Origin of the sequence: Kribbella flavida DSM 17836, from assembly GCF_000024345.1 — a bacterium.
In the GTDB taxonomy this organism is placed as follows: Bacteria; Actinomycetota; Actinomycetes; order Propionibacteriales; family Kribbellaceae; genus Kribbella; species Kribbella flavida.
In genome coordinates this window covers 6,667,110-6,691,461 of record NC_013729.1, presented here as the reverse complement: position 1 = coordinate 6,691,461, position 24,352 = coordinate 6,667,110, and the positions used below count along the sequence as shown (strand labels likewise).

The window sequence follows — 24,352 nt, the reverse complement described above, 5'->3', positions numbered from 1 at the left end:
GCCCACGGCCGGTCCGGAACCGCCGTCCGGGGCAACGGAAACGCCGTCCCTGACCGGAAGCACCGGATCAGGGACGGCGTGCACGGCGGTCACGCCGCGGTGTTGGGTCGCAGGGACCGGCGCGCGTGCCGCGGAGCGGCGTGGTGCTGCCCCGGGGCGGTGCGCTGCTTGCGGGCGAAGGCCCGGAAGTCACGCTTGATCCGCTCCTGCCGGTAGCTGGTCTCCGCCTGGATCGACTGCTGCGAGATGAAGATCGACATGGTGTTTCCTCCTCTCAGGCGTTCCGGGTGAACAGGTGGACGAGGTGCCGGCGGGTCCCGGTGGTCCGGGCGGTCCGGCGGTAGTCCCGGGCGAGGCGCTCCCTGCGGTAGCTGACCTCGGCCTTGACGGACTCGGTGGTGAACATCTGGTGCCTCCTGGCTGGTGTGTCCTCGACTGGTTGTCGATGGCCCTAATCTGCGCGGCTGAGGAGGGCCGGCACATCGGAGTTCCTCCCTATCCCTGACCGGTGGGCTCCCTATCCGGTGCCTAGGGACCTCGTACGGCGGTCTAGGGAGGCCCGAACGCGGCAGCGCGACCGGGTTCCGGAGAACCGCGGTCGCGCTGGGTCGCAGGGGTCAGGGGGTGGCCGGGCCCTCACATCGCGTGCCGGCTCGGGACCAGGTGCAGCTTGGCGACGGGCTTGTCCGCCTTCTCCGCCCGTGAGCGGCGCAGCCAGCCCGGCCGCTGGAAGTCCCGCCTGAGCCGCTCCTGCCGGTAGGTGATCTCGGCCTGGACGGATTCGGTCGTGTGGAACAACATGCTGTCCTCCGGGAGTTCGTCGATGGCTCGACTGTGCTCGCCTGAGCAGTCCCGGCACATCCGCACTACTCCCTAGGCGGCCGCTCCCGACCCCTTAGAAACGACTCCAGCTCCGCCCGAGTGGGTCCGGTCGCCGGACCCCGCCGAGTCACCGCCAGCGCCGCCGCGGCGTTCGCCCACCAGGCCGCCTCCAGCGCGTCTTTGCCGTAGGCAAGTCCGGCCAGGAACGCCCCCGCGTGTGCGTCACCGGCCCCGTTGAGATCCACGGCCTCGACCGCGAACCCGTCGACCAGCCGGACCGGCCGCCCTCGCTCCCCGACCAAGCACCCACCGGCTCCCAACCGAACCAGCACGCCGGCGCCCGTGGGCAGGTCGTGGAGGAGGGTTTCGGCGGCGTCGTGGGGGTCCTGGTGGGTGGCGAGGGCTCGGGCCTCGGGGAGGTTGCAGCTGAGCCAGTTGGTTCGGGTGAGGGCGGTGTTCAGGGCGGCGCGGGGGATGTCGGCGACGAGCGGGCCGGGGTCGAAGAAGACGGTGGCGGGGGTGTGGGCGAGCCAGGGGACGACAGTGGCGCGGTTCGTGGGGTGGAGCAGGCTGTAGCCGGAGAGGTAGACGAGGTCGTCCGGCGTGGTCTCCGGGAGCGCGTCGGGGGTGAGAGTGGCTTCCGCGCCTGGGCTGGTGACGAAGGTGCGCTCGCCGGAGGGTTCCACGAGCGCGACGACGAAGCCGGTGTCGAGGTCGGGGCGGACCGGTCCGGAGGACTCGATGCCCTCCGCCCGGAGTGCCGCCCGGGCCTGGTCCGCGAAGGGCCCGGTGCCGAGCACCCCGCAGTACTGGGTGGGCAGGCCGAGGCGAGCGGCCGCGGCCATCACGTTGAAGCCGCCGCCGACCGCGTGCGTCGTACTGGACGCGAGCACGTCACCGCCGCGCACGGGCAGGGCGTCGACGGTGAGGACGAGGTCGACGACGACGTTGCCCAGGTGCAGCAGCCTCATCCGCGGCGGACCTCCAGCAGGTCGCGGGCCAGGCTCTCCAGGTCGAGGTCGTTGACCTCGGCGACCGTACGCCGTACGTCGGTGGGGAACGCGTCGATCCCGTGGCACGCGCCCGCGACGGCGCCGGCGATCGCGGCGATGGTGTCGGTGTCGCCGCCCAACGACGCGGCCAGCCGGACCACGAGCCAGGGGTCGTCGGGGAACGCGCTCAGTACGGCGAACGCCGCGGGGACGGATTCCTGGCTGGCCAGGCTGGTGCCGACCAAGTCGTGGACCAACACCGCCACAGCTGCCGGATCCGGAGCTGCCGCCGCAGCCGGATCCGGAGCCGCGGCCGCAGCCGGACCGGCGGTCGGAGAGGGAGGGGCGGTCAGGGAGGTGGACCAGGCGATGCGAGTGGCCACGTCGGCGCCCGCGACCCAGTAGCCGCGGGAGGCGGCGAGGCTGGCTGCGTCGATGGCAGCGGCGACTGCTTCCGGAACCGTGGCGCCGTCGACTCCGGCGCTGACGGCTGCGGCTACCGCGGCGGCGGCGGACAGGGCGAGGCCGGTGTTGTGGGTCGGCGCGCTGGCCGTGACGACTCGGTCCAGCAACAGAGCTGGGTCGGAGGAGGGCGTGGCGATGCCGACCGGAGCGATCCGCATAGCAGCGCCGTTGGTGGTGCCGTAGCGGCCGGTCCGGGTGATGTCGCCGCCGGCCAGCAGTTCGTCGAGAGCGCGTTTGGTGGACGGGCCCAGCAAGTCGAGCGAGCCGCGGGCTCGCAGGTCGTCCTCCCAGGCGATCAGCCGGCGGGCCAGCTCGGGCGCGTCGACCGTCCCATTGCCCTCGACAACGAGCCGGGCGAGCAGCAGCGCCTGCTCGGTGTCGTCGGTGACCGCTCCGGCCGGCATCCCGGCCGCCAGTGGCTGGTCCGGGGGAGCGGGGTGCAGGCCGTCGAGCAGTTCGCCGTACAGCTCGACGATGCGCGCCCTGGGCAACGACTGGGTCGGCATCCCCAGCGCGTCGCCGATCGCCAGCCCGTACATCGCCCCCGCCGCCCGCGCCTCAATGCCCGGGGTCACGGGGCGGGCTCGCTGTACGAGAGGCTCAGCTCGAAGTGCTGCGGGTCGAGCAGGCTGTCGACCTGCTCGGCGAAGCGGTCGTCGGCGGTCCAGCTGATCCGGCGGCTGTGCAGGAACCACGTACCGCGGGGGCGGTCCAGCAGTGCCGCCTCGGCGTCGTCCAAGGGCCGCCCTCGCAGGCGCTGCTCGCAGTGGTCGAGATGAAGCCCGGCGCGGCCCAGCGTGACGGTGATCGAGCCGTCGTCCAGCCCACGCTCGGGCAGGTCGCGCAGTACGCCGGTCGCGGGAAGGCAGCTGCGCTCCATCGAGATCGGCTCGCCGCCGACGATCGAGCGCAACCGTTCGACCACGATCACCTCCGGCGAGTCCAGGTCGACCCGCGCGGCCAGTTCGGGGTCCTCGGTGAGCTCCAGGCGCAGGACACGGACCTGCGTCTGGACTCCCTGCTCGGCCAGTGCGTGCGTCCAGCCGAGGTGGTCGTCCAGCGGCCGGCCGTCGAACAGCACGAACGATCCCTTGCCGGTCCGGGTGGTGATCAGCCCCTGCTCGCTGAGGACGGCGAGCGCCGAGCGCACGGTGTTCCGGCTGACCACGAACCGTTTGGCCAGTTCCACCTCGCCGGGTAGCCGGCTGCCGTGGCCGACCTGGCCCGAGCGGATCTCGCGGGCCAGGATCGCGGCGATCCGCTCGTGCTTGAGGGCGATGCCACGCAGCGCGCGGGACATCAGCGGCCGGCGCCCCGGGAGCGCAACTCGTCGACGGTGACGATCTCCAGCATCGGCGCGTACAACCGCATGATGTCGATCGCCTGGCGGTGGGCCTGCTCGTCGACCCCGGCGCAGGCGTCCTCGACGACCTGCACGTGCGCCCCGGCGTCCACCGCCGCGAGGGCCGTGGTGAGCACGCAGCACTCGGTGGTCACACCGGCCAGCACCAGCCGGCGCTCCGGCCCGGCCGCCTCGGCGAGCTCCTGGCCCCACTTGCCGAAGGTCGGTTTGTCGAGCGTCGGCGCGCCGCGGAACTCGTCGACCAGTTGGTACGCGTACGAGTCCGGCGGCTGCAGCGCGAACGGCCACTGCTCGTAGTACGGGACCCAGGAACCGGTCGGTTCCCCGGCCGGGGCGACGAACCGGGTGAAGACCACTCGCGGGGAGAACAGCTCGACCAGGTCCTGCGCCGGCTTCACCACCCGCTGGAAGTCCGGCGTCGCCCAGCCGCTGTCCGGTTCGGCGAAGATCCGCTGCAGGTCGATCAGCGCGAGCACCACCTCAGCTCACCTTCGCCCGCGCCGGCCGGGACGGCTGCGACTCCTGGCGCTCGACCGTCCGGCGGCCGGCCAGCAGCTGGACCAGGAAGCTGCCGACCAGCGCGACCAGGACGCCGAGGTTGGCGAACGCCCAGGCGCCTTCCTTGCCGCCGAGGCCCAACGGCTCCAGCAGGTAGCCCTGCCAGGTCAGCCAGTCGGCGCTGCCGTTCGTGACCAGGCCCCACCCGATGCCGGTGGCAACCAACATGATGCCGATCGGCAGCCACCGGACGTCGCCGTACCGGCCGCGACGGTCGAACAGCTCCGGGTCGGCGTAGTCGCGCCGGCGGCTCGCGACGTCGGCCAGCATGATGCCGCACCAGGCCGCCACCGGGACACCGAGCGTGATCAGAAAGCCCTGGAACTCGCCCAGGAACTCGTCGCCGAAGAACACGACGTACACGGTGCCGGCGATCATCACCAGACCGTCGACGAACGCCGCGACGTACCGCGGGACCGGGACGCCGAGGGACAGCAGCGCGAGGCCGGAGGAGTAGATGTCGAGCACCGCGCCGCCGACCAGGCCGAGCACGGCGACGATCACGAACGGCACCAGGAACCAGGTCGGCAGCGACTGGGCGAGCGCGCCGATCGGGTCGGCGGCGATCGCCGCGCTCAGGTCGGTCGAGGACCCGGCCAGCAGCAGGCCGAAGATCAGCAGCACGATCGGCGCGACCGACGAGCCGAAGGTGGTCCAGCCGACGACGCCGCGGCTGGACGCCGTGCGCGGCAGGTAGCGGGAGTAGTCGGCGGCCGCGTTCACCCAGCCGAGGCCGAAGCCGGTCATCAGGAAGATCAGTGCACCGATCAGTTGCTGGCCGGAACCACCCGGCAGCGCGGAGACCGTGCTCCAGCTGACCTGGTCGGCGACCAGCGCGATGTAGACGACGGTGAGCACGCCGGTCACCACGGTGATGATCGTCTGCATCCGCATGATCAGGTCGAAGCCGAGCACACCGCAGGCGACGATCAGGCTGCCGACCACGGCCAGCGCGACGACCTTGGTGACCGTGCCGCCGCCCCAGCCGAGCCGCTCGAACACGGTCGCGGTGGCGAGGGTGGCCAGGATCGTCAGCACGGTCTCCCAGCCGACCGTCAGCAGCCAGGACACCAGCGAGGGCAGTTTGTTGCCGCGGACACCGAACGCCGCCCGGCTGAGCACCATCGTCGGCGCCGACCCGCGCTTGCCGGCCAGCGCGACCAGGCCGCAGAGCAGGAACGAGAAGACGATGCCGACCAGACCCGCGACCACCGCCTGCCAGAACGAGATGCCGAAACCGAGCGCGAAGGCGCCGTAGCTCAGGCCCAGCACCGAGACGTTCGCCCCGAACCACGGCCAGAACAGCTGGCTCGGCCGGCCTCTGCGCTCGGCGTCGTCGATCACGTTGAGCCCGTTGCTCTCCACCGCCAGCGCCCGTGGTTCCGGCGCCCCCGTCTCCAGCATCTCGGCCATCGCCGTCTCCCGCCGCCAGAATGAACCTGTCCAGTCCTGTCCACTCGACGCTACGTCCGGCGCCCGGACGGGTCAAGGAACGTGCCGTCGCTGATCCGTTCCGCGCGGAAGCGGACCTGCACCACTCAGCAAGGGCGTCCGGAGGGGGCAACTCGCTGACCGCGAGCGTGCACGGTCCGGCGGCGGGTCTCTTGGTGAGTGCTGGACGCTCGCCTGCGACCTGGCCGGAGGCCCTAAGCTGACGTCATGGCTGATCATGCGGTCCATCTGCCGATGCCGACGGTGCGGCCGGCTGTGGGTGCGCTGGCCAAGCTCGCGCCCGAGCCGGTCCGGTACCTGCTGAACTGGGGCCGCAAGTACTCGCTCTGGGTGTTCAACTTCGGGCTGGCCTGCTGCGCGATCGAGTTCATCGCGGCGTCGATGGGCCGGCACGACTTCATCCGGCTCGGGGTGATCCCGTTCGCGCCGGGGCCGCGGCAGGCCGACCTGATGGTGGTGTCGGGCACCGTGACCGACAAGATGGCGCCCGCGATCAAGCGGCTGTACGACCAGATGCCGGAGCCGAAGTACGTGATCTCGTTCGGCTCCTGCTCGAACTCCGGCGGCCCGTACTGGGACTCGTACTGCGTGACCAAGGGCGTCGACCAGATCATCCCGGTCGACGTGTACGTGCCCGGCTGCCCGCCGCGGCCGGAGGCGTTGCTGCAGGGCATTCTCAAGCTGCAGGAGAAGATCGCCGGCGAGAACGTCACCAGCCGCTACGAGCCGTCCGCGCAGGCGCTGACCCGCGGGCTGGTGGAGCCGCGGTGACCGACCAGCCGGCCGCGGACCACCTGCTGACCGCGCTGACCGACGCCGGGATCGCGGCGACCCGGACCGACAGCTTCGGGCCGCCGACCCTCGACGTACCGGTCGAGGCGTGGGTGGTGGCGCACGAGCTGCTGCGCGACGAGGTCGGGATGACGTTCTTCGACTTCCTGTCCGCGAGCGACGAGCTGACCGACGGGTTCCGGGTGGTCACCCACCTGGCCGACTTCTGGGGCGGCGCGCACGTCGAGCACGTGCTGGTCCGGACGCTGGTGCCGCGGGCGAATCCCGAGCTGCCGACGCTGTCGGAGGTGTACGCCGGGGCGAACTGGCACGAGCGCGAGACCCACGAGATGTTCGGCATCGGCTTCGACGGCCACCCGAACCTGCTCCCGCTGCTGCTGCCCGACGAGTTCGAGGGCCATCCGCTGCGCAAGGAGTTCGTGCTCGCCTCCCGCGTCGCCAAGCCGTGGCCGGGCGCGAAGGAACCCGGCGAGTCCGACCACGCCCCCGCCGCCAAGGCCGGCGCCCCGTCCCGCCGCCGTACCCTCCCGCCCGGCGTCCCCGACCCCGAGACCTGGGGCCCCCGCCCACCCGGCTCCCCGGACCCCGACCCCCTCGCTCCGGCCCAAGCCGCCTCCACCCCCGCCCGCCCCCGCCGCGCCCCCGGCGACCGCCGCGCCCGCAAGCAGACTGCGCCTGCACCCGAAGCGGGCGACAGCGCGGCAAGTGGCACGCCGTCGCCCGGACCTTCGCCAGGTGACGAGCCGGGCGACCGTCAGACCTGAGAGAGACGTTCGACCGGTTGCCCGGTGATACCGGCGATCAGCTCGAAGTCCTCGTCGAGGTGCAGGACGGTCAGCCCGGCCAGCTCAGCGGTCGCCGCGATCAGCAGGTCCGGCACCGACGGAGCGCGATGTTGCCCGGTCGCGGCCAGCAACGCCTGCACGGCCACTGCCCGGCTCTCGATCGCCGGGGTCGAGTTGACCACCGGCATCGACGAGAGGGGCGGGAACTGCAGCGTCATCCGGTGCTCCTCGGCCGACCGGGTCGAGAAGCCGACCTCGAGCAACGTGACCGGCGTGATGTGCACCAGGCCGCGATCGATCCGATTCGCCCACTGGTCGATCTGTGGCCCGTCGCCGAGCCGAACGAGCGCGGACTTGTCGATCAGCCAGGTCGTCTCGGTCACGACCAGGCCTGGTCCATCACGTCGGGATCGTCGAGATCCCGGATCGCGTGCGACAACCGCCGCAGATGCGCGGCCGTCACGGTCTCACCGGACCTCTTCGCCTCCTGGCTGAGGCGGCGTCGAAGGTACTCGTTCCTGGACAGACCGAGGTGACGCGCGCGGCTGTCGAGCACCGCCAGTACGTCGTCCGGCACGTCGCGGATCAGCACATCGCTCATGGTGGACCTCCTTGATATCCCACGATATCAACCCAGGTCACGTGCCCGTCGACGCACGCGGAACGCGTCGAGGTGCTCGCGGACCCACGCTTCGTAGGTTCGGCCCGGGCGGCCGGTGAGTTCGGTGTACGTCGTGACGACGGGTTCCGGGTTTTCGACCAGCGACTCCCAGTACTGGATCGCCGAGTCGACGAACGCCGGGTCCGCACCGGCCGCGGACATCGCCTGCCGCGCCTGCTCGGTCGACTGCTCCTGCACGCGGAGCTCCTTGCCGAGCGCCGCGCCGATCGCCGCGATCTGCTCCTCCTGCGTCAGCACCCGCGGCCCGGTCAGCACGTACTTCTTGCCGCTGTGCGCCTCGTCCAGCAACGCGAGCACCGCGACGTCGGCGATGTCCCGCTCGTGGATCAACGACCGCCCCGCCCGCGGCGACGGCATCGTGACCACGGTCCCGGAGCGGATCTCCGCCGCCCACTCCAGCGTGTTCGCCGCGAACCCACCCGGCCGCAGAAACGTCCAGTCGGCGCCGGACTCCACCAGCAGCTGCTCGACCTCGCCCCAGACTCCGTTCAGCTCCGCCGGCTGCGAGTCGTCCACGTTCATCGCCGACAGGTACACAACCCGCGGCACCTGCTCGGTCAGCGCCGCGACGACCGGTGCCGCCCCGTCAGCGCTGTACGACGGCCAGAGCAGGAACGCCGCCTCCGTACCCGCAGCGGCCTTGCGGACCGCCTCCGGGTCGGTGAGGTCGCCGACGACCGGTTCCACGCCGTCGGGCAGCCCCGCCGGCATCGGCTGCCGGACCAGTGCCCGTACTTCGGCGCCTGCCGCCAGCAGCCCGGCGACGACGTTGCGTCCCACCTTCCCGGTGGCTCCGGTGACCAGAATCATGTCCACTCCTTCGCTTGATGGCCCCCAGCCTTCGACCTGAACGGTGGTTGAGGTCAAGCCGGACTCGATAGGGTGCGCACATGGTCGAGTTCGTACTGCGGGTCGCCGGCGTGCTGGTCGCGTTCCTGGTCGCGCCGCTGGTGGTCGGCCAGGCCGAGCACAAGGTGATGGCGCACATGCAGTCCCGGCTCGGCCCGATGTACGCCGGGGGCTTTCACGGCTGGGCGCAGCTGGTCGCCGACGGTGTGAAGTTCGTCCAGAAGGAGAGCGTCACCCCGGCCGCGGCGGACAAGCGGGTGTTCGAGTGGGCGCCGGTGGTCGCGATCCTGCCCTACATGGCCGCGATGGCCGCGATCCCGCTCTCGCCGGCACTGGTCGGCGCCCACCTCGACTCGGGCCTGTTCTTCGTGCTCGCGGTGATGAGCGTCGGAGTGCTCGGCTCGCTGATGGCCGGCTGGGCCAGTGGCAACAAGTACAGCCTGCTCGGTGGCCTGCGGGTCGCCGCCCAGCTGATGAGCTACGAGCTGCCGTTCGTGCTGTCGGCGGCCAGCGTCGCCGTCGCGGCCGGGACGCTGAGCCTGACCGGCATCGTCGACCAGTGGAACCCGTGGTGGCTGCTCTGGCAGCTGCCCGCCCTGGTGGTCTTCTTCATCGCCGGGCTGGCCGAGCTGCAGCGGCCGCCGTTCGACATGCCGGTGGCCGACTCGGAGGTCATCTTCGGCCCCTACACGGAGTACACCGGACTGCGCTTCGCCCTGTTCCTGCTCGCCGAGTACGCCGGCATCGTGGTGCTGGCCGGTCTGGTCACCGTGCTGTTCCTCGGCGGCTGGAGCGGCCCGGGCCCGGACTCGATCGGCTGGATCTGGTCGGTGCTGAAGATCGCGGCGGTGTCCTTCCTGGTGATCTGGGTCCGGGTCGCGTTCCCGCGGCTGCGGGCGGACCAGTTGCAGAAGCTGGCCTGGCAGGGCCTGGTGCCGGTGGCGCTGATCCAGCTCGCACTCACCGGCATCGGCGTCGTCGTCTTCCACTAGGACCTTGGTCCCAGGCCCGCCTACGGCGTGGCCAGCGCCTCGGTCGGGGAGAGCCGTGAGGCCCGGATCGCCGGATAGAGTCCGGCGACTCCACCGATCACCAGCGTCGCCCCGAAACCGCCGGCGACCGCCCAGAGCGGGATGACCGTCAGCCAGCCCTGGTACGCCGCGTAGCCGGCGGTCACCGCACTGCCCAAGGCGGCTCCGCCGAGTCCGCCGAGAGCCGACAGCAGCAGCGACTCGGTCAGGAACTGCGTCCGGATCTGGCCCCTGGTGGCTCCGAGCGAGCGCCGCAGACCGATCTCCGCGCGGCGTTCGAGCACGGAGATCACCATGATGTTGGCGACGCCGACCCCGCCGACCAGCAGGGCGACCGCGCCGAGTCCCAGCAGCAGACCGGTGAAGGCCTCGCCCGCGGCCTGCTGGGCGGCCAGTGCGTCGGACGGGCGCGACACCTCGACCTCGTTCGGCGCCTCCGGGTTGGCGGTCGGCCCCAGCACGGTGCGGACCGACTCGACCTGGCGGTCGGCCGAACGGGTGTAGATCTTGGTCGGGTGCCCGTCGAAGCCGAGCGTCGTACTGGCCGCGGGCCACCCGATCAGCACGGCCGCGTCCAGCTCGGGCGCCAGCGCGGCCGGGGCCAGGATGCCGAGCACGGTGAACCACTCGTCGCCGATCAGCACCTGGACGTCCGGGCCGGCGCGGCTGATCCCGAGGCGTTCGGCCGCACTCGCGCCCAGCACGGCCGCCGGGTAGGTGCCGGTCGCCGCGTCGAGCCACCGACCGCTGCGGACGGTGCCGCCGATGGTGTCCAGCAGGTCGGTCCGGGCCGCGTACGGCACGATGCCGTTGGTCTCCACCTCCGGGATCTTGTCGCTGCGGTAGACGTTCGCGTCGTCGACCCGGCCGATCGCGGACTGCGCCTGGACCGGGCCGATCCGCTCGACCATCGACTCGGCCGCCAGCGGCAGCTCGGCCTCCTCGCCGGTCAGCCGGGTGCCCGGCTGGACCGTCAGCAGGTTGGTGCCGAGGGCATCGAGCGTCGCGTCCAGCTCGGCCCGCGACGACGAGGAGATGCCGACCACCGCCACCATCGCGGCGATCCCGATCGCGATGCCCAGCGCGGACAGGAACGCCCGCATCGGCCGGGTCCGCAACCCGACCGCCCCCACCTTGACCACGTCACCGGGCCACAGCTTGGCCGGTCTCAGCCCGTCGTTCCTCCGCCGGGGCATCAGGCCACCTCGGCGGTGATGCGACCGTCGCGCAGGTGGATCTGCCGGGGCAGCGAGGCGGCGATGTCGCGGTCGTGGGTGATGACGACGACGGTGGTGCCGGCGGCGTTCAGGTCCCGGAACAGCTGCATGACCCCGGCGCCGGACCGGGAGTCGAGGGCGCCGGTGGGTTCGTCCGCGAGCAGGACCGCGGGCTCGCCGGCGACCGCCCGGGCGACGGCGACGCGCTGGCGTTCACCGCCGGACAGTTCGTGCGGCTCGTGGTCCAGCCGATGGGCCAGCCCGACCCGCTCCAGCGCCGCCGCGGCCCGTTTGCGCCGCTGCGCCGCCCGCAGGCCGGAGTACAGCAGGCCGTCGGCGACGTTGTCGACGGCCCGGACGCCGGAGGCCAGGTGGAACTGCTGGAAGACGAACCCGATCCGGCTCGCCCGCAGCGCCGACAAGCCGGCGTCGGACAGCTTCGCCACGTCGTAGGTGTCGATCCGGACGCTGCCCGAACTCGGCCGGTCCAGCGTGCCGAGCACGTTCAGCATCGTCGACTTGCCGGACCCGGAGGGCCCCACGATGGCGACCAGTTCGCCCTGGCAGATGCGCAGCGACACTCCGCCGAGCGCCGTCACCCCACCGGCGTACACCTTCGTCACGTCGGTCAGCTCAATCACTTCGGCACCCCCACCGCGAGGCCGGCCTTGATTCCCGGGCCGGAGATCTCCACCCGGCCGCCGGCGAACAGCCCGGTCTTCACCGGCACGTACTTCGTCCCGGTGTCGTCACTGACCTCGACGCCGAAGCCGCCCTCGCTGAGCGCGAGCAGCGCGGCGACCGGCACGGTCAGCACGTTTTTGCGCTCGGACGCAGTGAAGCTCACGTCGACGGAGGCGGTCGGGTAGCTCGCCAGCGCCTTCTGATTGTCGATGGCAACGATGACCTCGAGCTCGGTGGTTGCCTCCTCCTGACCGGACGCCGGCACGGCCTGGGTCGACACCTTCTCCACCCGGCCCTTGACCGTGCTGTCGTCGGGCAGGGTGACGTCCACCGCTGCGCCCTTCTTGGCCAGCCGCAGGTCGGCCGCCTCGAGCTTGACGGTGACGGCCTTCTTCGTGCCGCTGTAGCTGAGCACCGGCTGTCCCGGGCCGATCTGGGCGCCTTCCTGGGCCTGCACGCTCTCCACCCGGACGGCGCCGGCCGCAAAGAGCACCTGTCCCAGCTCGACGCTGCCGGTCTCGGCCAGACCGCGATCCTCCTGCCACTGCTCAACGGCTTCGGCGGTGTACAAGGTGTACTCGTCGTCCGCCGTGAACCCGTCGTACCCGAGCGCCTGGAGGTTCTGCTCGAGCTGGAGCACGTCGGGCCCCTCACTGCCGGAGGTGAGCCGCCGGTACGCCGGCAGTGCGCCGTACATCAACGTGGTCGGCTTGTTGTCGATCGAGTACAACGTCTGCCCGCGGTGGAACTGCTGACCGCTCTCGGGCAGTCCGGTGACGGTCCCAGGGCTGCGGCTGGAGGCTTTGCTGGTGGTGCCGTAGCCCAGCTCGCCGTCGGCGTCCTCGGTGTCCTTCAGCGTCTGCTGCGTGACCTTCGCGGTGTTAACCAGAGCGGCCGGACCGGACTGGTCCGTCGCCTCGCTGTTGTCCGTACGGGTGAGCAAAAGGGCAGTGAGCACTCCACCCGCGGCCAGGAGGGCCATGGCGGTCAGAGCGGTTCTGCCGCGACGGCGACGGGGCATCACCGGCCTGCCAGGATGCTCTGGCAGGCAGCCTGCGCCTTGTCCAGGTCCGGATCGCTGCCGGTCTCCTTGTCGATCTGGATGCCGCGCTGCCCGGGCTTGGGGTCTGGGAACTTCTCCACGCCGTTCGCGCGCATGCACTCGGCGTACTTGCGGCCGTTGGCCTCCTGCTCCGGGTTCGGCTTGCTGTCCGCCTGCGGGTTGTACTTGCGGCACGCCTCCATCGCCTGCTCCACCTTCTCGCGGCTCATCCCGGACTCCGGCCCGAACTTGAGCATCACGCCCTTGCCCGGTTCCGGGTCCTTCACGTCCAGCCCGTTCTCCCGCAGGCACTGGGCGAACTTGACGCCCTTCTCGTCCTGGCTCAGGTTCTCCACCGCGGCGTCGCCGCCACCGGTGCTCGCCTCCGGCTGCGCCGTGCCGCCCGAGGCGACCCCCTCGGCCTCGGGCTCGGCGCCGCAGCCGGTCAGCGCCAGGGCGGCCGTCAGGGCGATCGCGGCCAGCAAGGACTGTCGTCTCATGGTGTCTCCTCGAACGGGTTCGGTTTCGTCCCAGCCAAGCCAGCCGGCCGTTTCCGTGCCGTTTCGCCGATCGCAAACAGCACGGAAACACCGCGGTCGGCGATGATGGGTCCAACGGCGGAAGGCGGTGGGCGTGCGGGTGCTGGTGGTCGAGGACGAACCGTTGCTGGCGGCAGCGATCGCCGAGTGGCTCCGGGACCAGACCCATGCGGTCGACGTCGCCGAGCACGGCGCCGCGGCGCTGGAGCGCCTGGACGTCAACGAGTACGACGTGGTGGTGCTGGACCGGGACCTGCCCGTCGTGCACGGCGACGAGGTGTGCCGCCGGCTGGTGGAGTCCGGGTCGCCCACCCGGGTGCTGATGCTGACCGCCGCGGCGGCGGTCACCGACCGGGTCGAAGGGCTCGAGCTGGGCGCCGACGACTACCTGACCAAGCCGTTCGCCTTCGCGGAGCTGGCCGCCCGGGTGCTGGCTCTCGGCCGGCGCAGCCGCCCCGCCGATCCGCCGGTGCTGCGGCGTGCCGGGCTGACGCTGGATCCCGCGCGGCACGAGGTGTTCCGGGACGGGCGGTACGTGCCGCTGTCGAAGAAGGAGTTCGCCGTCCTGGCCGAGCTGCTGAGAGCGGACGGAGCGACCGTGTCGGCGGAGCAGTTGCTGGAGAAGGCGTGGGACGAGCACGTGGACCCGTTCACCGGAGCGGTCCGGCTGACCATTCTCAAGCTGCGCCGGAAGCTGGGCGAGCCGGGCCTGGTCGACACCGTCACCGGCGTCGGGTACCGGATCGCATGAGGCGGCTCACGCGGAAGCTGACGCTCAGGGCCCGGCTGACACTGATCTACGGCGGGCTGTTCATGGTCGCCGGGGTGCTGCTGCTCGGTGTCACGTACGCCCTGTTCAGCCAGCAGCTCGGCAGGGAGCAGCGAGTGCTCGTCCGGGGCACGTGGCAGGCACCGCCGACCGCCGCGCCGCCCGGCTCGCCCCCGACACCTGGGGCGACCGCGGCGCCGAAGACCCAGCGGAGCGGGCCGCCCAACCCGGTGGTCGTGCTCAACCAGAACGGCGACGTGCTGACCGGCCCCGCCGCCGAGCAGGTCTTGGAGGACCAGCGCCGGACCGTGGAGGCGGCGGCGACCAAGTCCCTGCTGGTCCAGGGCGGCATCGCGCTGGTGCTGGTCGGTGGTCTCGCGGCCGGCTTCGGCTGGCTCGTCGCGGGCCGGGTCCTGGCGCCGCTGCACCGGGTCACCGACACCGCTCGCCGGATCGCCGCCGCACCTGCGGCCGGGCGCGGGCTGCACGAGCGGATCGCGCTGGACGGCCCGGACGACGAGGTGAAGAACCTGGCCGACGCGTTCGACACGATGGTCGAGCGGCTGGACCACTCGTTCGACGGTCAGCGCCGGTTCGTCGCCAACGCCTCGCACGAGCTGCGCACACCGCTCACGCTCGGCCGGGCGCTGGTCGAGATCGCCATGCACCGCAAGACCGCGTCGCCGGACGTGCAGCAGCTCGGCGAGAGCTTGCTGGAGATCAACGCGCGGCACGAGCAGTTGATCAGCGGGCTGCTGGTGCTCGCTGACTCGGAGAAGGTGCTCACCGCCGTCTACCCGGTGAACCTGGCCGACGTGATCACCCATGTCGTCGCCCAGCTCGCCGATGAGGCGAGCGCGGCCGGCGTACGGGTGACGGCGGAGGCGGGGGACGCGCCGGCCATCGGTGACGCGCTGCTGCTGGAGCGGCTCGTGCACAACCTGGTCGAGAACGCCGTACGGCACAACGTCGCTGGCGGCGGCTGGGTGCGGGTGACCAGCCGGGCCGGCGCCGGCGACCGGGTCGAGGTGGAGGTGGAGAACACCGGGCCGGACGTTCCGCCGTACGAGGTGGAGGGGCTGTTCAAGCCGTTCCGGCGGCTGGGAGAGGATCGGTTGGTCGGGGCGAAGGGGGCCGGGCTGGGGTTGTCGATCGTCCGGTCGGTGGCGGAAGCTCATGACGGAACGGTGCAGGCGACGCCGCGGGACGGCGGCGGGCTGACGGTGGTGGTGTCGCTACCTGTCGATCCGGGCTGAGCCCGTTCGTGTAGTGGGTGACAGCACTCGCTCTTGGAGGTCGGGATGACGCAGTACCTGCTCAGCATCTACCAGCCGGACGGACCGGTGCCGGACGACGAGTTCCTGGCGCCGGTGATCAAGGAGCTGGCCGCCTGGAACGACGACCTGCGCGCGGCCGGGGCCTGGGTCTTCAGCGCCGGCCTGCACCCGCCGGAGTCGTCCACCGTCCTGCGGCGGCAGGGGGACGAGCTGCTGGTGACGGACGGGCCGTTCACCGAGGGCAAGGAGCACCTCGGCGGCTTCACGGTGATCGAGGTCGACGACCTGGACCAGGCGTTGTCCTGGGCGCGCCGGCTGGCCGAGATCCTGGTCGCGCTGCCGGTGGAGGTCCGGCCCTTTGCCGGCTGACAGCAGCACGCCCGCGGCCGTCTCGGCCGCTGACGTCGCGGCGGTCTTCCGGCGTGAGCACGGCCGGGCCGTGGCGGTGCTGGCCCGTGCCTTCGGCGATCTGGACATCGCCGAGGACGCCGTGCAGGAGGCGTTCGTGGCGGCCGTCGTCCGCTGGCCCGAGCTGGGGCGGCTGCCGCCGAGCCCGGCCGGCTGGATCATCACCACCGCCCGCAACCGGGCGATCGACCGGCTCCGGCGGGAGGCCGCGCGGGAGGACAAGCACGCCCAGGCGGCGCTGCTGCACGCTCAGGACGAACCAGTGGAGGAGGGACCCGTGCGGGACGACCGGCTGCGGCTGATCTTCACCTGCTGCCACCCCGCCCTCGCGCTGAACGTCCGGGTCGCGCTCACCTTGCGGCTGCTGGGCGGGCTGAGCACGGCCGAGATCGCCCGGGCGTTCCTGGTGCCGGAGCCGACGATGGCGCAGCGGCTGGTCCGGGCGAAGACCAAGATCCGGACCGCGGGCATCCCGTACCGGGTGCCGTACGAGGCGGACCTGCCTGAGCGGGTCCGCGGCGTACTGGCCGTCGTGTACCTGGTCTTCAACGAGGGGTACGCCGCGTCGTCCGGCGACGAGCTGATCCGCACCGATTTGTGCGCGGAGGCCATCCGACTCGGGCGACTCCTGGTCGAGCTGATGCCGGACGAGCCGGAGGCGGTCGGCCTGCTCGCGCTGATGCTGCTGCAGGAGTCCCGCCGGGCCGCCCGCACGACGGCTGACGGCTTGCTGGTTCCACTGCCGGAGCAGGACCGCAGCCGCTGGGACCAGCAGCTCGTCGCCGAAGGCCAGCAGCTCGTACGCCGCTGTCTGCGCCGCGACCAACCAGGTCCGTACCAGCTGCAGGCGGCGATCAACGCCGTGCACAGCGACGCCGCCACCGCAGCCGAGACCGACTGGGGTCAGATCGTCCAGCTCTACGACCACCTGATAGCCCTGACCGCGAGCCCGGTGGTCGCCCTCAACCGGGCTGTGGCCGTCGCCGAGTTGCGAGACCCCGCCGAGGCGCTCGAACTGGTCGACGCCCTGGACCTGGACAACTACTACCTTTTCCACGCCATCCGGGCGAACCTGCTCCACCGGCTGAACCGCCCGGCGGAAGCAGCTGCGGCGTACGAGTCAGCGCTGGCCCTCACCACCAACACCGCCGAACGCACCTTCCTGCACCACCGCCTCGCCGAGCTCGCCGACCAGTAAGGTCGTCGGTCATGGACGGCTTCGAGCTCATCTGCGAGGTAGAGCCACCGACCCGGCCGGACCTGACGAAGGTGCGGCACCAGATCGGTGTGCTGAGCCCGATCGCGGACGACTTTCTGATCCCGGACAACCACATCGGCCGCGCGACCGTCTCCAGCGTCGCGGTCGCCAACGAGGTCCAGGCGATGGGTGCGCGGGGAATCGCCTGCCTGAACTCCCGGGACCGCAACCTGCTGGGGCTGCGGCGTGACCTGCTCACCGCCGCGGCGTACGGGGTGGAGCAGTTCCTGTTCGTGCACGGCGACGACCCGAGCGAGGGCGGCCGGACCAGCCAGCTGACCGTCCGCACGATGATCGAGGAGACTCGCGGCACCAGCTTTCCCGGCTGCGGCCCGTTCCAGGTCGGAGCGACGGCCCGGCTCGGCAAGGTCCCGGCCTGGAAGGCGGAGGCCGACTTCCTCTACGTGCAGGTCAGCTTCGACCTGGACGAGCTGCTGCGCTGGCGGGACAGCGTGGACCTGAACATCCCGGTGTACGCCGGGGTGATGGTGCTGGCCAGCGCGAAGATGGCCCAGAACCTGGCCGGGCTGCCGCAGCTGGCGATTCCCGATGCCCTGGTCGAGGCGGTCGAGCGGGACCGGGACGCCGGGGTCGACGCCGCCTGTGAGCAGGTGCTCCGGATTCGCGAGAGCGGGGCGTTCGAGGGAGTTCACCTGGTGCCGGTGAGTCGCTACCGGCAGGTTGCAGCGCGGCTCGAGCGGGAACTGTGACACCGCTGGCTCCGTGCACGGCCGGAACCGGTTAGTGTCAGCGTTCAGAACCCACCGGACGGAGGAGGAGGCGTGGCACTACCTGGCAAGGGTCTGATCGACGGCCTGAAGGTCACCGCCAAGACGCTGTCCCGCCGCGCCGTCACCGAGCAGTACCCCGATGTCCAGCCCGAGCTGCCGCCGCGCAGCCGGGGCGTGATCGCGCTGATGGAGGAGAACTGCACCTCCTGCATGCTCTGCGCCCGGGAGTGCCCGAGCTGGTGCATCTACATCGACTCGCACACCGAGACCGCGCCGTCGGTCGGTGAGCAGGCCCGGGAGCGCAGCCGGAACGTGCTGGACCGGTTCGCGATCGACTTCTCGCTGTGCATGTACTGCGGAATCTGCATCGAGGCCTGCCCGTTCGACGCGCTGTTCTGGTCGCCGGAGTTCGAGTACGCCGAGACCGACCTGCGCAACCTGACCCACGAGAAGGACCGGCTCCGGGACTGGATGTGGACGGTGCCCGCGCCGCAGCCGATCGACCCGGGCCCGAGCGTGGTCGAGCCGATCGCCGCCGACGCGGCCGGAGCCGAGCTGTCGGAACCTGTGCCGCCGTCAGGATCTGTGCCGCCGGCCGGACCTGCGCGGCCGGCCGGACCTGCGCGGCCGGCGGGACGTGCGCGGCCGGCCGGGCCGCAGGCGGGGAGCTCGGCGCCGACCGGGAGCGACGAGTGACCACAGCGCTGTTCTCCGTCGCGGGAGCGGTGGCGCTGGTCGCCGCTGTGCTCGTGGTCACCTCTCGCCGGATCGTGCACGCCGCGCTCTGGCTGGTGGTCGCGCTCGGCGCCGTCGCCGGCTGCTTCGGCGCGCTGCACGCCGAGTTCGTCGCGCTGGTGCAGATCCTCGTCTACGTCGGTGCGATCGTCGTGCTGGTGCTGTTCGCGCTGATGCTGACCAAGGCGCCGACCAACCCGCTGCCCGCGCTGACCACCCGCCGCAGCCCGTTCGCGGCGGTGGTCGCCGGCGCGCTCGCCGTGCTGCTCGGCGCCGGCGTAGTGATTGCCTTTGGCAACGAGAAGATCGGTCCGGTGCCGGCCGGTTCGGCCGAGGCCGTCGGAACCTCGGTCTTCCGGATCTGGGTGCTGCCGTTCGAGGTGCTGTCGGTGCTGTTGCTGGCGGCCCTGATCGGCGCGATCGTGCTGTCCCACCGCAAAGTGTCCGAGCCGGCTGAGAAGGTGTCCTCCCCGGGGAAGGAGGACTGAGATGCCACTGGTTCTCCCGCTGCTGCTGGCCGTCGCACTCTTCTGCCTCGGCGTGTACGGCGTGCTCGCCCGGCGCAACGCGATCACGATGCTGATGTCGTTCGAGCTGATGCTGAACGCGGTCAATCTCAACCTGGTCGCCTTCGACGCCTGGCGGCTGGACGGCCTGGCCACCGGTCAGACGCTGGCGATCTTCGTGATCACGCTGGCGGCGGCCGAGATCGGCCTCGGGCTGGCGATCGTGCTGCTGCTGTTCCGCGGCCACGGGCACGTCGACGCGGACGCGGCCCGCGACCTGGTCGAGCAGGACCCGGCGGCACGGCTCGCCGGCGAGGGCCCGGCCACCGTCGCCGGGTCGACCGCCGGTGCGGATCCGGCCTCCGTCGAGAAGGCGGGCGGCCGGTGATCGCGACGGCCTGGCGGGTGGCCGGGGTCGGCTTCTCGCTGCTGGTGATCCTGAGCGCGATCCTGCTGGCGGGCGCCGATCCGCAGGTGACCTCGTTCCCGGGCACCGGGGCGGGTGACGCCTTCTGGACCTACGACCTGCGCACCGATGACCTGACCGTGCTGCTGCTGGCCGTCGTCGGCGTGGTCTCCGCCTGCGTCCAGGTCTACTCGATCGGCTACCTGCACGAGCGCGCGGCGTCGTACACGGCGCTGGTGACGCTGTTCACCGCCGCGATGGTGACCGTGGTGGTGTCGGACAGCCTCTTCCTGCTGCTGATCGGCTGGGAGGTGATGGGCGCCTGCTCGTACCTGCTGATCAGTCACTACTGGGAGCGACGCGACGCCCGCTCCGGAGCCGTCAAGGCCTTCCTGATCACCCGGCTGGCCGACGTCGCCTTCCTGTTCGGCATCTTCGTGCTCGGCCTCGGCTACGGCACCTTCCGGATCTCCGAGCTCGGCTCGAGCCCGATCTCCCCGGCCGCGCTGACCACCGGGACCGTGCTGCTGCTGGTCGGCGTGGTCGGCAAGTCCGCGCAGGTCCCGCTGCAGACCTGGCTCCCGGACGCGATGCCCGGTCCGAGCCCGGTCAGCGCGCTGATCCACGCCGCCACGATGGTGGCCGCCGGCGTCTTCCTGATCGCCCGCCTGTACGACGTGTTCGTGGCGGCCGGGACCACGTTGACCGTGCTCGCTGTCATCGCCTGCGTGACGATGCTGTTCGCCGCGCTCTGCGCGATGGCCGCGGTCGAGGTGAAGCGGGTGCTCGCCTGGTCGACGGTGAGCCAGCTCGCGATCATGTTCGCCGGTCTCTCGCTCGGCACGGCCGACGGACGGCACGCCGCGCTGTTCCACCTGGTCACGCATGCCGCCTTCAAGGGCTTGCTGTTCCTCTGCGCCGGCGTGCTGCTGCACCAGGTCGGCAGCGCAGCCTTCGTCGTACTGCGGCGCCACACCCGCCTCGGCGCGTCGCGCAAGGCGATGCCGGTGACCTTCGGGACGATGACGATCGGGTTGGCCGCGCTGGCCGGCGTCCCGGGGTTCGCCGGGTTCTTCTCCAAGGACGCGGTGGTGGAAGCTGCCTGGCACCAGGCCCGGGACGGCTCGGCCGTCGGCTGGGTGGTGCTGGTGTCGGTCTGCCTGACCGCCGCGCTGACCGCGTTCTACTGCGTGCGGCTGTGGCTGTGGGTGTTCTTCCGGACGCCCGCGCTGGCCGGGGCCGTCGACGCCTTCGAGGACGACGCGCCGATGGCCGATGTCGACGACCCGGCGACGGCGAAGCTGCGGGACGCCCCCTGGGTGATGCTCGCGCCGCTGATCCTGCTGGCGCTCGGCGCGATCGTGCTCGGGTACGCCGACGGCCTGCACCTGAACTGGGTCGTCGCCGCGCTGACCACCGTGCTGGCCGCGCTCGGCGCCTTGCCGGCGTACTCGCTGTGGCGGCGCGGAGCCGATCCGCGGCCGGCGGTGGTGGAGCGCGAGTTCGGTGTGGACGCGGCGTACGGGAAGGCGGTGGTCGTTCCGGTGCGGTGGTTCGCGAAGCTGGCGGTGCTCGGTGACCGCGACGTGATCGGCACCTACGTTCGCGCCGCCGGACGGACCGGGACGCTTGCCTCCCAGGGGTTCCGGCTGCTGCAGACCGGCAACGTGCAGACATACCTGACCTTCGCGGTCGCCGGAGTGGTCGCACTGGCGATCCTGGCGGGGGTGATCGGCGCGTGAACGGCGTCCTGCTGAGCATCCTCGCGTTGCCGCTGCTGGCGGCGCTGGCGTTGTGGGCGCTGCCGTCGTCCACCGGTGACCGGATCGCGGCGCTCTACGGGTCGGTGATCTCCGGGCTGGTGCTGGCCGGGTCGGTGGTGCTGTGGGTCGGTTATCTGCGGCGGCCCCGTGGAGCCGGCACCCTGGAAGCCGGCGTCATCGACTCCGACTCCGCCGACCGGGGTGAGGTGCCGGGCCGGCTGCAATCCTGGGCCGAGACCGACCTGACCTGGATCCCGGCCCTGGACGTGCGCTTCCACCTCGCGGTCGACGCCATCTCGCTCCCGCTCATCCTGCTGTCCGCGCTGCTGGTCTTTCTCTGCTGCCTGTACTCGCTGCGGATCACCCCGCGGATCGGCCGGACCCGCTCGCTGATCGCGCTGCTGCTGGTGATCGAGACCGGCGTGATCGGGACCTTCGCCGCCGCCGACCTGGTGCTGTTCTTCCTGTTCTTCGAGGTCGTGCTGATCCCGATGTGGCTGATCATCGACGTCTGGGGCGACCACCACGACCGGGCCGGCCGGCGCCGCGCCGCCACCACGTTCGTGCTGATGACCGTGCTCGGCTCGGCCGTCATGCTGGTCGGCTTCCTGCTGGTCTACCGGCAGGCAGGCACGTTCGACCTCGAGCTGCTCGGGCAGGACCCGGTCACCGGCGGGCACGGTGCCGCTCTGGCCGCGGCGATCCTGATCGCGCTGGGCCTGGCGGTGAAGATGCCGCTCTGGCCGTTGCACATCTGGCTTCCGGACGCGCACGCCAAGGCGCCGACGGTCGGCTCGGTGCTGCTCGCCGGGGTGCTGCTGAAGCTGGGCAGCTACGGCCTGGTCCGGATCCTGCTGCCGGTGCTGCCCGACGCGACCGTCACCATCGCGCCGTACCTGGCCGGCTTCTCGACGGTGGCGATCGTGGCCGGCTCGCTGGCCTGCCTCGCGCAGACCGACGTGAAGCGGCTGATCGCGTACTCCAGCGTCGGACACATGGGTTTCATCGGGCTGGGCATCGCGACGCTGTCCCCGGAGGGCGTCGCCGGCGCCCTGTTCGCGAACATCGCGCACGGCCTGATCACCGGCCTGCTGTTCTTCCTGGCCGGCGCGATCAAGGACCGCCACGACACCAGCGAGCTGCGGGCGATCGGCCGCGCCCTGTACGCCCGGCTGCCGCGGATCAGTGTGCTGCTCACCTTCGCCTGTCTCGCCTCGCTCGGCCTGCCCGGGCTGGCCGGGTTCTGGGGCGAGATGCTCGCGCTGATGGGCGCGTTCCGCCCGGCTGACGGACTGCCGCGCACGACGTACCTGGTGCTGATGGTGATCGCCGGTCTCGGCACGGTGCTCACCGCGGCGTACTTCCTCCGGCTCGTCCGCAACCTCTGCCAGGGGGACCCGGCCGAGTACCCGGCGACCGCGTTCGCCGTCGACCTGAGCCGGATCGAGCTGGTCGCCTGGGCGCCGCTGGTCGTGCTGACCGTCGTGCTCGGGCTGTGTCCCTGGCTGCTGCTCGACCACTGGACGTTGCTATGACGATCACCTGGACCGACTGGCAGGCGGTCGCCGTACCGCTGGTGCTCGCGCTCGGCGCGGTCGCCGCGTTGCTGGTCGACGGCTTCTGGGGCGCGGGCGGCAAACGGCTCCGGCACCTGAGCATCTCGCTGGTCAGCACCGGCGCGATCGGCTTCGGGCTGGCGTTCGTGCTCACCCAGCGCAACGCCTACCGGGCCGGTTTCTGCCGTCCGGCCGTCGAGGGACCGGCCGAGTGCAGCCTCATCTTCGAGCCGCTGACCGCCGGGCTCTGGGCCGTCCTGCTGATCGGCGGACTCGGCGTCGTCTGGCTCTCGGCGTACCAGTTGCTCGACCGCGACATCCCGGTGGGGGAGTACCACTTCCTCCTGCTCAGCGCGCTCACCGGCGCCACCGTGCTGGCCGGTGCCCGCGACCTCGGCACGGTTGTCATCGCGCTCGAGGTGGTCTCGCTGCCGAGCTTCGCGATGGTCGCGCTGCGCCGGGACCGCCGTGGCTCGGAGGGCGCGCTGAAGGCGTTCCTGGTCTCGGTGCTGTCGACCGCGGTGATGCTGTTCGGCATCTCCTACCTGTACGGCGTGACCGGCACGCTCTACCTGCAGACCCTCGCGGCCCGGCTGCCGGGGCTTGACCCGGATCTGCGCCGGGTCGCCTTCGCGGCCGGGTTGTTCGTGCTGGTCGGATTCGGCTTCAAGATCGCGGCCGTGCCGTTCCACGGTTGGCTGCCCGACACGTACGCCGGGGCGCCGGTCGAGGTGGCCGCCTTCCTGGCCGTCGTGTCGAAGTCCGCGGGCGTCGCCGGGTTGCTGGTGCTGGTCACCTACGGCGTCGCGCCCAGCGGTTCGGACCTGCGGATCGTGATCGCGATCCTGGCCGCGGTGACGATGACCGTCGGCAACATCGCGGCGCTGCGTCAGGTCGAGGCGGTCCGGCTGCTCGCCTGGTCGTCGATCGGGCAGGTCGGCTTCCTGCTCGCACCGCTGGCGGTCGGGGACGCGCAGGTGGTGGTCGCGTACCTGGCGGCGTACGTGGTGGTCACGTTGGGCGCCTTCGGAGCGGTCGCGGTGGTCCAGCGGCACCGGCCGGCGGGTGTCCTGGCCGACTACCGCGGCATGGTCCGCTCCGAGCCGGGGTTGGCCGTTGCGCTGGTGTTCTTCCTCGTCGTGCTGGCGGGTCTGCCGCCGGGGCTGGCCGGGCTGTTCACCAAGCTCGCGGCGTTCCAGTCGGTGATCGACGCGGACCTGCTCTGGCTGGCGGTCGTGATGGCGCTCAACGTGATGATCGGCCTGGCCGTCTACCTCCGCTGGATCGCCGAGCTCTTCCGGCTCCCCGCCGACAACCCGTTCTCGGTCAACATCGAGAACTCCGCCGTCACGGTCATCACCACCTGCACCGCCGTCGCGGTCGTCTTCTCGATCCTGCCCGCAACCCTCTTCGCGCTGCTCAACTGACGGCCTGGAGCTTCAGCCCCCGCGGATGACGGCGGCTACACCAACCGCCGTCCCGCGCTGGACGCGTACCTGAACCCGTCGACCTGCAGCCCCTCCCAGTCCCGCTACCCCCACCCGACCCGACCCTTGCCCTCCCGTCCCGTCGCAAACCACGCGCGCGGCCGGCCGAACTCTCAAGGGTTAACCCACCGGATGCAGGGTTGGCCAGTGGGAATTCGGTGGGCCAACCCTGCATCTGAGAGG

The 24,352-nt window shown here is 71.6% G+C and carries 28 protein-coding genes and 1 pseudogene; 14 read left to right on the top strand and 15 right to left on the bottom strand.

Annotated features, from left to right (window positions below):
• Positions 1 to 89 precede the first annotated feature (89 nt).
• The 8 genes from KFLA_RS38030 to KFLA_RS31040 form a co-directional block, all read right to left on the bottom strand.
• The gene (locus KFLA_RS38030) at positions 90 to 260 is read right to left on the bottom strand and encodes a hypothetical protein (RefSeq protein WP_012923811.1); all 171 of its coding nucleotides are present in this window, start codon (positions 258 to 260) and stop codon (positions 90 to 92) included.
• 14 nt (positions 261 to 274) lie between these two features.
• Entirely contained in the window at positions 275 to 406 is a 132-nt protein-coding gene (locus KFLA_RS39485; RefSeq protein ID WP_012923810.1) for a hypothetical protein, read from the bottom strand.
• A gap of 230 nt (positions 407 to 636) precedes the next feature.
• Positions 637 to 801 (bottom strand): hypothetical protein, encoded by a 165-nt coding sequence (locus KFLA_RS38025; RefSeq protein ID WP_012923809.1) that lies wholly within the window; start codon positions 799 to 801, stop codon positions 637 to 639.
• 65 nt (positions 802 to 866) lie between these two features.
• Positions 867 to 1,793 (bottom strand): PfkB family carbohydrate kinase, encoded by a 927-nt coding sequence (locus tag KFLA_RS31060; RefSeq protein ID WP_012923808.1) that lies wholly within the window; start codon positions 1,791 to 1,793, stop codon positions 867 to 869.
• The gene (locus KFLA_RS31055) at positions 1,790 to 2,854 is read right to left on the bottom strand and encodes an ADP-ribosylglycohydrolase family protein (protein WP_012923807.1); all 1,065 of its coding nucleotides are present in this window, start codon (positions 2,852 to 2,854) and stop codon (positions 1,790 to 1,792) included. Before KFLA_RS31055 ends, KFLA_RS31060 begins: the two co-directional genes overlap by 4 nt.
• Positions 2,851 to 3,579 carry a GntR family transcriptional regulator gene (locus KFLA_RS31050; RefSeq protein ID WP_012923806.1) on the bottom strand — a complete coding sequence of 243 codons (729 nt, stop codon included), beginning with the start codon at positions 3,577 to 3,579 and terminating at the stop codon, positions 2,851 to 2,853. The genes KFLA_RS31055 and KFLA_RS31050 overlap by 4 nt, the downstream gene beginning before the upstream one ends.
• On the bottom strand, positions 3,579 to 4,121 hold the full coding sequence (locus KFLA_RS31045; protein WP_012923805.1) for a cysteine hydrolase family protein: 543 nt from the start codon (positions 4,119 to 4,121) through the stop codon (positions 3,579 to 3,581). The genes KFLA_RS31050 and KFLA_RS31045 overlap by 1 nt, the downstream gene beginning before the upstream one ends.
• A gap of 1 nt (position 4,122) precedes the next feature.
• On the bottom strand, positions 4,123 to 5,613 hold the full coding sequence (locus KFLA_RS31040; protein ID WP_012923804.1) for a purine-cytosine permease family protein: 1,491 nt from the start codon (positions 5,611 to 5,613) through the stop codon (positions 4,123 to 4,125).
• A 246-nt stretch (positions 5,614 to 5,859) separates the two neighbouring features.
• Between KFLA_RS31040 and KFLA_RS31035 the strand changes: the two genes are divergently transcribed.
• The gene (locus KFLA_RS31035; RefSeq protein WP_041289557.1) at positions 5,860 to 6,423 is read left to right on the top strand and encodes an NADH-quinone oxidoreductase subunit B; all 564 of its coding nucleotides are present in this window, start codon (positions 5,860 to 5,862) and stop codon (positions 6,421 to 6,423) included.
• A complete protein-coding gene (locus KFLA_RS31030; RefSeq protein WP_012923802.1) occupies positions 6,420 to 7,208 on the top strand; it encodes an NADH-quinone oxidoreductase subunit C in 789 nt (262 codons plus the stop codon). Before KFLA_RS31035 ends, KFLA_RS31030 begins: the two co-directional genes overlap by 4 nt.
• Here KFLA_RS31030 and KFLA_RS31025 read toward each other — a convergent pair.
• The 3 genes from KFLA_RS31025 to KFLA_RS31015 are packed head-to-tail and all read right to left on the bottom strand — an operon-like array spanning position 7,199 to position 8,721.
• Entirely contained in the window at positions 7,199 to 7,612 is a 414-nt protein-coding gene (locus KFLA_RS31025; RefSeq protein ID WP_012923801.1) for a PIN domain nuclease, read from the bottom strand. The two genes, KFLA_RS31030 and KFLA_RS31025, sit on opposite strands and share 10 nt — an antisense overlap.
• Entirely contained in the window at positions 7,609 to 7,830 is a 222-nt protein-coding gene (gene vapB / locus KFLA_RS31020) for a type II toxin-antitoxin system VapB family antitoxin (RefSeq protein ID WP_012923800.1), read from the bottom strand. Before vapB ends, KFLA_RS31025 begins: the two co-directional genes overlap by 4 nt.
• Positions 7,831 to 7,857: 27 nt before the next feature.
• On the bottom strand, positions 7,858 to 8,721 hold the full coding sequence (locus KFLA_RS31015) for an SDR family oxidoreductase (protein ID WP_012923799.1): 864 nt from the start codon (positions 8,719 to 8,721) through the stop codon (positions 7,858 to 7,860).
• Positions 8,722 to 8,801: 80 nt separating this feature from the next.
• On the opposite strand from KFLA_RS31015, the gene KFLA_RS31010 reads away from it, so the two are divergent.
• The gene (locus tag KFLA_RS31010; protein ID WP_012923798.1) at positions 8,802 to 9,752 is read left to right on the top strand and encodes a complex I subunit 1/NuoH family protein; all 951 of its coding nucleotides are present in this window, start codon (positions 8,802 to 8,804) and stop codon (positions 9,750 to 9,752) included.
• A 20-nt stretch (positions 9,753 to 9,772) separates the two neighbouring features.
• On the opposite strand, the gene KFLA_RS31005 is transcribed toward KFLA_RS31010, so the two are convergent.
• The 4 genes from KFLA_RS31005 to KFLA_RS30990 are packed head-to-tail and all read right to left on the bottom strand — an operon-like array spanning position 9,773 to position 13,234.
• Entirely contained in the window at positions 9,773 to 10,987 is a 1,215-nt protein-coding gene (locus KFLA_RS31005; protein WP_012923797.1) for an ABC transporter permease, read from the bottom strand.
• Positions 10,987 to 11,649, bottom strand: coding sequence for an ABC transporter ATP-binding protein (locus KFLA_RS31000; protein WP_012923796.1), 663 nt, complete (start codon positions 11,647 to 11,649; stop codon positions 10,987 to 10,989). Before KFLA_RS31000 ends, KFLA_RS31005 begins: the two co-directional genes overlap by 1 nt.
• Positions 11,646 to 12,674, bottom strand: a complete 1,029-nt coding sequence (locus KFLA_RS30995) for an efflux RND transporter periplasmic adaptor subunit (RefSeq protein ID WP_012923795.1) — start codon at positions 12,672 to 12,674, stop codon at positions 11,646 to 11,648. The genes KFLA_RS31000 and KFLA_RS30995 overlap by 4 nt, the downstream gene beginning before the upstream one ends.
• Before the next feature lie 38 nt (positions 12,675 to 12,712).
• Complete coding sequence (locus tag KFLA_RS30990) at positions 12,713 to 13,234, bottom strand: hypothetical protein (RefSeq protein ID WP_012923794.1); 522 nt, start codon at positions 13,232 to 13,234, stop codon at positions 12,713 to 12,715.
• A 133-nt stretch (positions 13,235 to 13,367) separates the two neighbouring features.
• On the opposite strand from KFLA_RS30990, the gene KFLA_RS30985 reads away from it, so the two are divergent.
• The 11 genes and pseudogenes from KFLA_RS30985 (at position 13,368) to KFLA_RS30935 (ending at position 24,109) form a co-directional block, all read left to right on the top strand.
• A complete protein-coding gene (locus KFLA_RS30985) occupies positions 13,368 to 14,024 on the top strand; it encodes a response regulator transcription factor (protein WP_012923793.1) in 657 nt (218 codons plus the stop codon).
• On the top strand, positions 14,021 to 15,298 hold the full coding sequence (locus KFLA_RS30980; RefSeq protein WP_012923792.1) for a sensor histidine kinase: 1,278 nt from the start codon (positions 14,021 to 14,023) through the stop codon (positions 15,296 to 15,298). Before KFLA_RS30985 ends, KFLA_RS30980 begins: the two co-directional genes overlap by 4 nt.
• Before the next feature lie 45 nt (positions 15,299 to 15,343).
• Positions 15,344 to 15,688 (top strand): YciI family protein, encoded by a 345-nt coding sequence (locus tag KFLA_RS30975; RefSeq protein ID WP_012923791.1) that lies wholly within the window; start codon positions 15,344 to 15,346, stop codon positions 15,686 to 15,688.
• Positions 15,678 to 16,925, top strand: a complete 1,248-nt coding sequence (locus KFLA_RS30970; RefSeq protein ID WP_012923790.1) for an RNA polymerase sigma factor — start codon at positions 15,678 to 15,680, stop codon at positions 16,923 to 16,925. The genes KFLA_RS30975 and KFLA_RS30970 overlap by 11 nt, the downstream gene beginning before the upstream one ends.
• A gap of 11 nt (positions 16,926 to 16,936) precedes the next feature.
• The gene (locus KFLA_RS30965; protein ID WP_012923789.1) at positions 16,937 to 17,695 is read left to right on the top strand and encodes a methylenetetrahydrofolate reductase; all 759 of its coding nucleotides are present in this window, start codon (positions 16,937 to 16,939) and stop codon (positions 17,693 to 17,695) included.
• A gap of 207 nt (positions 17,696 to 17,902) precedes the next feature.
• Positions 17,903 to 18,118, top strand: a pseudogene (locus KFLA_RS39130) (4Fe-4S binding protein); the annotation flags it as partial.
• A gap of 290 nt (positions 18,119 to 18,408) precedes the next feature.
• Positions 18,409 to 18,939 (top strand): NADH-quinone oxidoreductase subunit J family protein, encoded by a 531-nt coding sequence (locus tag KFLA_RS30955; protein ID WP_012923787.1) that lies wholly within the window; start codon positions 18,409 to 18,411, stop codon positions 18,937 to 18,939.
• A 1-nt stretch (position 18,940) separates the two neighbouring features.
• Positions 18,941 to 19,345: an NADH-quinone oxidoreductase subunit NuoK gene (nuoK, locus tag KFLA_RS30950; protein ID WP_012923786.1), complete on the top strand. Its 405-nt coding sequence runs from the start codon at positions 18,941 to 18,943 to the stop codon at positions 19,343 to 19,345.
• Complete coding sequence (locus tag KFLA_RS30945) at positions 19,342 to 21,105, top strand: NADH-quinone oxidoreductase subunit 5 family protein (RefSeq protein WP_012923785.1); 1,764 nt, start codon at positions 19,342 to 19,344, stop codon at positions 21,103 to 21,105. Before nuoK ends, KFLA_RS30945 begins: the two co-directional genes overlap by 4 nt.
• Positions 21,102 to 22,661, top strand: a complete 1,560-nt coding sequence (locus KFLA_RS30940; protein ID WP_012923784.1) for a complex I subunit 4 family protein — start codon at positions 21,102 to 21,104, stop codon at positions 22,659 to 22,661. The genes KFLA_RS30945 and KFLA_RS30940 overlap by 4 nt, the downstream gene beginning before the upstream one ends.
• Positions 22,658 to 24,109, top strand: a complete 1,452-nt coding sequence (locus KFLA_RS30935; RefSeq protein WP_012923783.1) for an NADH-quinone oxidoreductase subunit N — start codon at positions 22,658 to 22,660, stop codon at positions 24,107 to 24,109. The genes KFLA_RS30940 and KFLA_RS30935 overlap by 4 nt, the downstream gene beginning before the upstream one ends.
• Positions 24,110 to 24,352: the final 243 nt, after the last annotated feature.

What these genes read in the sequence shown, in the direction of transcription:
- KFLA_RS38025 (WP_012923809.1), bottom strand. Translation starts at nt 801, where the DNA reads ATGTTGTTCCACACGACCGAATCCGTCCAGGCCGAGATCACCTACCGG.
- KFLA_RS30980 (WP_012923792.1), top strand. Translation starts at nt 14,021, where the DNA reads ATGAGGCGGCTCACGCGGAAGCTGACGCTCAGGGCCCGGCTGACACTG.
- KFLA_RS31060 (WP_012923808.1), bottom strand. Translation starts at nt 1,793, where the DNA reads ATGAGGCTGCTGCACCTGGGCAACGTCGTCGTCGACCTCGTCCTCACC.
- KFLA_RS31015 (WP_012923799.1), bottom strand. Translation starts at nt 8,721, where the DNA reads ATGATTCTGGTCACCGGAGCCACCGGGAAGGTGGGACGCAACGTCGTC.
- KFLA_RS31040 (WP_012923804.1), bottom strand. Translation starts at nt 5,613, where the DNA reads ATGGCCGAGATGCTGGAGACGGGGGCGCCGGAACCACGGGCGCTGGCG.
- KFLA_RS30990 (WP_012923794.1), bottom strand. Translation starts at nt 13,234, where the DNA reads ATGAGACGACAGTCCTTGCTGGCCGCGATCGCCCTGACGGCCGCCCTG.
- vapB (WP_012923800.1), bottom strand. Translation starts at nt 7,830, where the DNA reads ATGAGCGATGTGCTGATCCGCGACGTGCCGGACGACGTACTGGCGGTG.
- KFLA_RS30975 (WP_012923791.1), top strand. Translation starts at nt 15,344, where the DNA reads ATGACGCAGTACCTGCTCAGCATCTACCAGCCGGACGGACCGGTGCCG.
- KFLA_RS31035 (WP_041289557.1), top strand. Translation starts at nt 5,860, where the DNA reads ATGGCTGATCATGCGGTCCATCTGCCGATGCCGACGGTGCGGCCGGCT.
- KFLA_RS31010 (WP_012923798.1), top strand. Translation starts at nt 8,802, where the DNA reads ATGGTCGAGTTCGTACTGCGGGTCGCCGGCGTGCTGGTCGCGTTCCTG.
- KFLA_RS30935 (WP_012923783.1), top strand. Translation starts at nt 22,658, where the DNA reads ATGACGATCACCTGGACCGACTGGCAGGCGGTCGCCGTACCGCTGGTG.
- KFLA_RS31005 (WP_012923797.1), bottom strand. Translation starts at nt 10,987, where the DNA reads ATGCCCCGGCGGAGGAACGACGGGCTGAGACCGGCCAAGCTGTGGCCC.
- KFLA_RS31050 (WP_012923806.1), bottom strand. Translation starts at nt 3,579, where the DNA reads ATGTCCCGCGCGCTGCGTGGCATCGCCCTCAAGCACGAGCGGATCGCC.
- KFLA_RS30965 (WP_012923789.1), top strand. Translation starts at nt 16,937, where the DNA reads ATGGACGGCTTCGAGCTCATCTGCGAGGTAGAGCCACCGACCCGGCCG.
- KFLA_RS38030 (WP_012923811.1), bottom strand. Translation starts at nt 260, where the DNA reads ATGTCGATCTTCATCTCGCAGCAGTCGATCCAGGCGGAGACCAGCTAC.
- KFLA_RS30995 (WP_012923795.1), bottom strand. Translation starts at nt 12,674, where the DNA reads ATGGCCCTCCTGGCCGCGGGTGGAGTGCTCACTGCCCTTTTGCTCACC.
- nuoK (WP_012923786.1), top strand. Translation starts at nt 18,941, where the DNA reads ATGCCACTGGTTCTCCCGCTGCTGCTGGCCGTCGCACTCTTCTGCCTC.
- KFLA_RS39485 (WP_012923810.1), bottom strand. Translation starts at nt 406, where the DNA reads ATGTTCACCACCGAGTCCGTCAAGGCCGAGGTCAGCTACCGCAGGGAG.